This window comes from Streptomyces sp. DvalAA-14 (assembly GCF_900091855.1).
Lineage (GTDB): Bacteria > Actinomycetota > Actinomycetes > Streptomycetales > Streptomycetaceae > Actinacidiphila.
In genome coordinates this window covers 1-6,319 of sequence record NZ_FMCH01000424.1, presented here as the reverse complement: position 1 = coordinate 6,319, position 6,319 = coordinate 1, and the positions used below count along the sequence as shown (strand labels likewise).

Below are 6,319 nucleotides of genomic sequence, written 5' to 3'. Positions count from 1 at the left end.
GGGCACTACCACCGCCCCGCCCGCCGACCTCAACCGGCCTCGACCCCCGTATCCTGGTCCCGCACCGTCACCCGTAACGCCGACCGGTGCCGCCGAGGTGGCCGGCCTCGACGTCCGGGCGCTGGCCGAGGAGTTCGGCACTCCGGCCTACTTCCTCGACGAGGCCGACTTCCGGGCCCGCTGCCGCGCCTGGCGTGCCGCCTTCGGCGACGAGGCCGATGTCTTCTACGCGGGCAAGGCCTTCCTCTCCCGGGCGGTGGTGAAGTGGCTGTACGAGGAGGGGCTCAACCTCGACGTCTGCTCCGGCACCGAGCTGGCCGTCGCGCTCGACGCCGGCATGCCCGTCGAGCGGATCGCCCTGCACGGCAACAACAAGAGCGCCGAGGAGATCCGGCGGGCGGTCGAGACCGGCGTCGGCCGGATCGTGCTGGACTCCTTCCAGGAGATCGTGCGGGTCGCCGCCGAGGCCACCCGGCAGGGCAAGCGGCAGCGGGTGCAGATCCGGGTGACAGTCGGCGTCGAGGCGCACACGCACGAGTTCATCGCGACCGCCCACGAGGACCAGAAGTTCGGTATCGCGCTCGCCGACGGCCAGGCCGCCGAGGCGGTCCGCCGGGTGCTGAATCTGGACAGCCTCGAACTGGTCGGCATCCACAGCCACATCGGCTCGCAGATCTTCGACATGGCCGGCTTCGAGGTGGCCGCGCGGCGCGTGGTGTCGCTGCTGGCGGCGGTACGGGACGAGTACGGGGTGGAGCTGCCGGAGATCGACCTCGGCGGCGGTCTCGGCATCGCGTACACGCCGGACGACGACCCGCGCGAGCCGCAGGAGATCGCCAAGACGCTCGGCGAGATCGTCGCCCGGGAGTGCGAGGCGGCCCGCCTCACGCCGCCGCGGCTGTCCGTCGAGCCCGGCCGGGCCATCGTCGGCCCGACCGCCTTCACCCTGTACGAGGTCGGCACCGTCAAGCCGCTGGAGTCGCTGCGCACCTACGTAAGCGTGGACGGTGGGATGTCCGACAACATCCGTACCGCGCTGTACGACGCCGAGTACAGCGTCGCCCTGGTCTCCCGTACGAGTGACGCGGCGCCGATGCTCAGCCGGGTGGTCGGCAAGCACTGCGAGAGCGGCGACATCGTGGTCAGGGACGCGTTCCTGCCGGCCGACCTGGTGCCGGGCGATCTGATCGCCGTGCCGGCCACCGGCGCGTACTGCCGGGCGATGGCGAGCAATTACAACCACGCGCTGCGGCCGCCGGTCGTCGCGGTCGCCGACGGACAGGCGCGGGTGATCGTCCGCCGGGAGACGGAGGAGGATCTGCTGCGGTTGGACGTCGGCTGAGCGGAAAACGCGGGCAATCGACGGGCGGACGCGAGAAATCGCCGTCCGCCCGGCCGGTCTCGCGATCCGGACAGGGCGTGGCTTCTCCCGTGCGGTGCGTGAGACTGGTTCGGCACAGGCCCCACGCGCCGCACGCGCCGAACCAGCCGGACGCCAGGAGCTGACCCCAGCCCGGAGGCGAGCAGCTGAACCGCCGCACGAGCCGCACGCGGAGCCCGCACGGAAACCGGTCAATCCGGTACACCCGGTACGAGAGAACGAGGTCGGATGATGCGTACGCGTCCGCTGAAGGTGGCGCTACTGGGCTGTGGTGTGGTCGGCTCCGAGGTCACACGCATCATCACGACGCAAAGCCACGACCTCGCCGAGCGGATCGGCGCGCCGATCGAGCTGGCCGGGATCGCGGTCCGCCGCCCCAACCGGGTCCGCGAGGGCGTCCCGACCGAACTGCTCACCACCGACGCCACCGCGCTGGTCAAGCGCGGCGACCTGGACGTGGTCGTCGAGGTCATCGGCGGAATCGAGCCGGTCCGCACCCTGATCACCACCGCCTTCGAGCACGGCGCCTCCGTCGTCTCGGCCAACAAGGCGCTGCTCGCCGCCGACGGGGCCAGCCTGCACGCCAAGGCCGTCGAGCACGGGGTGGACCTCTACTACGAGGCCGCCGTCGCCGGTGCGATCCCGCTGATCAGGCCGCTGCGCGAATCACTGGCCGGCGACAAGGTGAACCGGGTGCTGGGGATCGTCAACGGCACCACCAACTTCATCCTGGACAAGATGGACTCCTCCGGTGCCGGCTACAGCGAGGCGCTGGACGAGGCCACGGCCCTCGGATACGCCGAGGCCGACCCGACCGCCGACGTGGAGGGCTTCGACGCCGCCGCGAAGGCCGCCATCCTGGCCGGCATCGCCTTCCACACCCGGGTGACCATCGACGACGTGCACCGCGAGGGCATCACCGAGGTCACCGCGGCCGACATCGCCTCCGCCCGGAACATGGGCTGCACCGTCAAGCTGCTGGCCATCTGCGAGCGCGCGCTGGACGGCCGCTCGGTGACCGCCCGGGTGCACCCCGCGATGATCCCGCTCAGCCACCCGCTCGCCTCGGTACGCGAGGCGTACAACGCCGTCTTCGTCGAGGCCGAGGCGGCCGGGCGGCTGATGTTCTACGGTCCCGGCGCCGGCGGCGCACCCACCGCCTCCGCCGTCCTCGGCGACCTGGTGGCCGCCTGCCGCAACAAACTCGCGGCGACCACCGGAGCCGGCGAGTCCGCGTACACGCGACTGCCGGTCAGCCCCATGGGGGATGTGGTCACCCGCTACCACATCAGCCTCGATGTGGCGGACAAACCGGGCGTCCTGGCTCAGGTCGCCACGGTGTTCGCCGAGCACGATGTGTCGATCGACACGGTGCGGCAACAGGGCAAGGACGGCGAGGCCTCCCTCGTCGTCGTCACCCACCGCGCGCTGGACGCCGCGCTCTCGGCGACCGTCTCCAGCCTGCGGAAACTCGACACCGTACGCGGCGTCGCCAGCATCATGCGCGTGGAAGGGGAGTAAGACCCGCTATGAACGCAACCATCGATCAGGCCCGAATGTCCGGCACCCACCAGTGGCGCGGCATCATCGAGGAGTACCGGAGCCGGCTGCCGGTCACCGCGGACACCCCGGTGGTCACGCTGCTGGAGGGTGGCACCCCGCTGGTCCCGGCCCAGCTGCTGTCCGAACGGACCGGCTGCGACGTCTACCTGAAGGTCGAGGGGGCCAACCCCACCGGCTCCTTCAAGGACCGCGGCATGACCATGGCCATCTCGCACGCCAAGCAGGACGGCGCCCAGGCGGTGATCTGCGCGTCCACCGGCAACACCTCGGCCTCGGCGGCGGCCTACGCCGTACGCGCCGGGATGGTGTGCGCGGTGCTGGTGCCGCAGGGCAAGATCGCGCTCGGCAAGATGGGCCAGGCCCTCGTGCACGGCAGCCGCATCCTCCAGGTCGACGGCAACTTCGACGACTGCCTGGAGCTGGCGAAGGCGCTCAGCGAGAAGTATCCGGTGGCGCTGGTCAACTCGGTGAACCCGTCGCGGATCGAGGGGCAGAAGACCGCCGCCTTCGAGATCGTGGACGCGCTCGGCGACGCCCCTGACGTGCACATTCTGCCGGTGGGCAACGCGGGCAACATCACCGCCTACTGGAAGGGCTACCGCGAGTACGCGGCCGACGGCGTGGCCAGCCGCACGCCGCGGATGTGGGGCTTCCAGGCGTCCGGTTCGGCGCCGATCGTGAACGGGGCGCCGGTCCGCCAGCCGCAGACCATCGCCACCGCGATCCGGATCGGCAATCCGGCCTCCTGGCAGTACGCGGTCGCCGCGCGCGATGAGTCCGGCGGGCTGATCGAGGCGGTGACGGACCGTCAGATCCTGTCCGCCTACCGGCTGCTGGCCGCCAGGGAGGGCGTCTTCGTGGAGCCGGCCTCGGCGGCTTCGGTGGCGGGACTGCTGAAGGCGGCGGAGGGGGGCCTGGTGGATCCGGGGCAGCGGATTGTCTGCACGGTCACCGGCAATGGGCTCAAGGATCCGGACTGGGCGGTGGCGGGGGCGCCGCGGCCGGTGACGGTGCCGGTCGACGCGGACGCTGCCGCGAGCCACCTCGGCCTCGGCTGACGCCCCGGGTCCGCCTCCCTCCCGTCCTCAAGCGCCGGACGGGCTGAATCTGTGTGGGTCGCCGGTCTGTCCTCAAGCGCCGGACGGGCTGGTTTGTGGCACGTCCGGCGCCAGGTTCGTCCTCAAGCGCCGGACGGGCTGAATCTGTGCGGGCCGGCGGTTCGTCCTCAAGCGCCGGACGGGCTGGTTTGTGCAGCGTCGGGCGTCGGGTTCGTCCTCACGCGCCGGGCGGGCTGATTTTTCACCTGCCCGGGCAGGCAAATCCAGCCCGTCCGGCGTTTGAGGACACAGCCCGTCCGGCGTTGAGGACAAAGAGCCCGTCCGGCGTTTGAGGACAGACCGCCGGACCGTCGCGGGCGAGGGGCACTGCGGTCGGGGCGCACGCCCGCAGGGCGACACGCATCGCGCGCGGTGCGTGCGCCCTATGTCGCGGAAGAACCTTCCTTCGATAGGCTGGGCCCAGCGGCACCGCAGCGTGCCCCGAATCCGGCGGATGCCCCGCGCATCGCCACCTCCCGCCCCGCCGCCCGGCAATGGAGCCGTGCCCGGAGGGCGTACGCACAAGGAGATTCGTCGAACGATGGCCGGTCCCGCGTTCCGCGCCGCCGCAGTACGAGTGCGCGTCCCCGCGACCAGCGCCAATCTGGGCCCCGGGTTCGACGCCTTCGGCCTGGCCTTGGGGCTGTACGACGACGTGGTGGTCCGGGTCTCCGACGCCGGTCTGCACGTCGACATCGCCGGCGAGGGTGCCGAGACGCTGCCGCGGGACGAGAAACACCTGGTCGTACGGTCGCTGCGGACCGCGTTCGATCTGCTGGGCGGGCAGCCGCGCGGCCTGGAAGTGGTGTGCGCCAACCGCGTTCCGCACGGCCGGGGCCTCGGCTCGTCCTCCGCCGCGATCTGCGCGGGCATCATCGCGGCCCGCGCGGTGACCATAGGCGGGCCCGCCGTGCTGGACGACACCGCACTGCTGGAGCTGGCCACCGAGATCGAGGGCCATCCGGACAATGTCGCGGCGTGTCTGCTCGGCGGCTTCACGCTTGCCTGGACCGAGGGCGGTGGGGCCCGGGCGGTCCGGATGGACCCCGCCGCGTCGCTGGTTCCGGTGGTCTTCGTGCCGGCGACGCCGCTGCTCACCGAGGTCGCCCGCGGCCTGCTGCCGCGTACCGTCCCCCATGTGGACGCGGCGGCCAACGCCGGCCGGGCCGCGCTGCTGGTGGAGGCGCTCACCAGGCGCCCCGAGCTGCTACTGCCCGCCACCGAGGACCGGCTGCATCAGGACTACCGGGCGCCGGCCATGCCGGAGAGCCTGGCGCTGGTCAACCGGTTGCGTGCGGAGGGCGTGCCCGCTGTCGTATCGGGTGCCGGGCCGACCGTGCTGGCCCTGACGGACGAGGACGCCGCCGACAAGGTCTCCCGGTTCGCGGGCGAGGGCTGGGCGGCCAACCGTCTGGCGCTCGACGTCGCCGGGGCCAGTGTGCTGCCGCTCGCAGGGGGGCAGTGAACACGATTGCCGGGCTTAGAGAGGGGGAATATCTGTTGGATCCGGTAGTGTTAATCTCAAGCCAGCATTCGCCGCCCGATGGGCGCGATGCGCTGTGTCGCCGTCCTGGAAAACGCCATGGGACGACACTTCTTCCGGGAGCCTCCCACACCGCACAGGCAGCCTGACCGGGGAATTCGGACACCCCGCCCGCGCAGTGTCGAGCACGCTCCGGATTCGGTACGAGTTCTCCCCAGTTCTCTCCGTACCGAGCACGTATGTTTTCTGCCGCCATCAGGCGGACCACCGCCCCGGCTCTGAGCAGCGGAAACGCCCAGATCCGGACAGCACGACCGGTCGCCGAGCCAGACAGGCCGACGTCCGCTCCAGGGAAGGACCCTTCGTGAGCGACACCACCGATCTGATGGGCGTGCGCGCAGACAACACTGTCGCCGCGTCCGATGCCGCCGCGCCTGCTACCGGTGCTGCCACGGCCAGTGCCTCACGGCGACGCCGGTCCGGTACCGGTCTGGATGGCATGGTCCTGGCCGAACTGCAGCAACTCGCCTCGGGCCTTGGCATCAAGGGCACCGCGCGGATGCGCAAGAGCCAGCTGATCGAGACCATCAAGGAACGGCAGGCGGGCGGCGGTACGACCGCCCCGCAGGCCGTCGCCGACACCGCCGTGGCCGACAAGCCGAAGCGCCGGGCCACTTCGCGGGCCCGGGTCGAGCAGGCCGAGGCCGAGCCGGCCGCGCAGGCCGTGACCGCGCCGCCGGAGCCGCAGCAGATCGAGATCCCCGGCCAGCCCGCCGGTGAGCCGGCCAAGGTCGC

General features: G+C 71.6%; 4 protein-coding genes and 1 pseudogene. All 5 read left to right on the top strand.

The window, feature by feature from the left end:
- Positions 1–1,342: pseudogene (lysA, locus tag GA0115240_RS22875) on the top strand (diaminopimelate decarboxylase); the annotation flags it as partial.
- A 267-nt stretch (positions 1,343–1,609) separates the two neighbouring features.
- A complete protein-coding gene (locus GA0115240_RS22870) occupies positions 1,610–2,902 on the top strand; it encodes a homoserine dehydrogenase (RefSeq protein ID WP_093739147.1) in 1,293 nt (430 codons plus the stop codon).
- Between the two features lie 35 nt (positions 2,903–2,937).
- The gene (gene thrC / locus GA0115240_RS22865) at positions 2,938–4,002 is read left to right on the top strand and encodes a threonine synthase (RefSeq protein ID WP_093739151.1); all 1,065 of its coding nucleotides are present in this window, start codon (positions 2,938–2,940) and stop codon (positions 4,000–4,002) included.
- 580 nt (positions 4,003–4,582) lie between these two features.
- Complete coding sequence (thrB, locus tag GA0115240_RS22860; RefSeq protein WP_093739145.1) at positions 4,583–5,506, top strand: homoserine kinase; 924 nt, start codon at positions 4,583–4,585, stop codon at positions 5,504–5,506.
- A 382-nt stretch (positions 5,507–5,888) separates the two neighbouring features.
- A partial coding sequence (locus GA0115240_RS22855) for a Rho termination factor N-terminal domain-containing protein (RefSeq protein WP_305112968.1) occupies positions 5,889–6,319 on the top strand: 431 nt, incomplete at its 3' end.

Coding starts and splice junctions, on each gene's coding strand:
- GA0115240_RS22870 (WP_093739147.1), top strand. CDS start 1,610: ATGATGCGTACGCGTCCGCTGAAGGTGGCGCTACTGGGCTGTGGTGTG.
- thrC (WP_093739151.1), top strand. CDS start 2,938: ATGTCCGGCACCCACCAGTGGCGCGGCATCATCGAGGAGTACCGGAGC.
- thrB (WP_093739145.1), top strand. CDS start 4,583: ATGGCCGGTCCCGCGTTCCGCGCCGCCGCAGTACGAGTGCGCGTCCCC.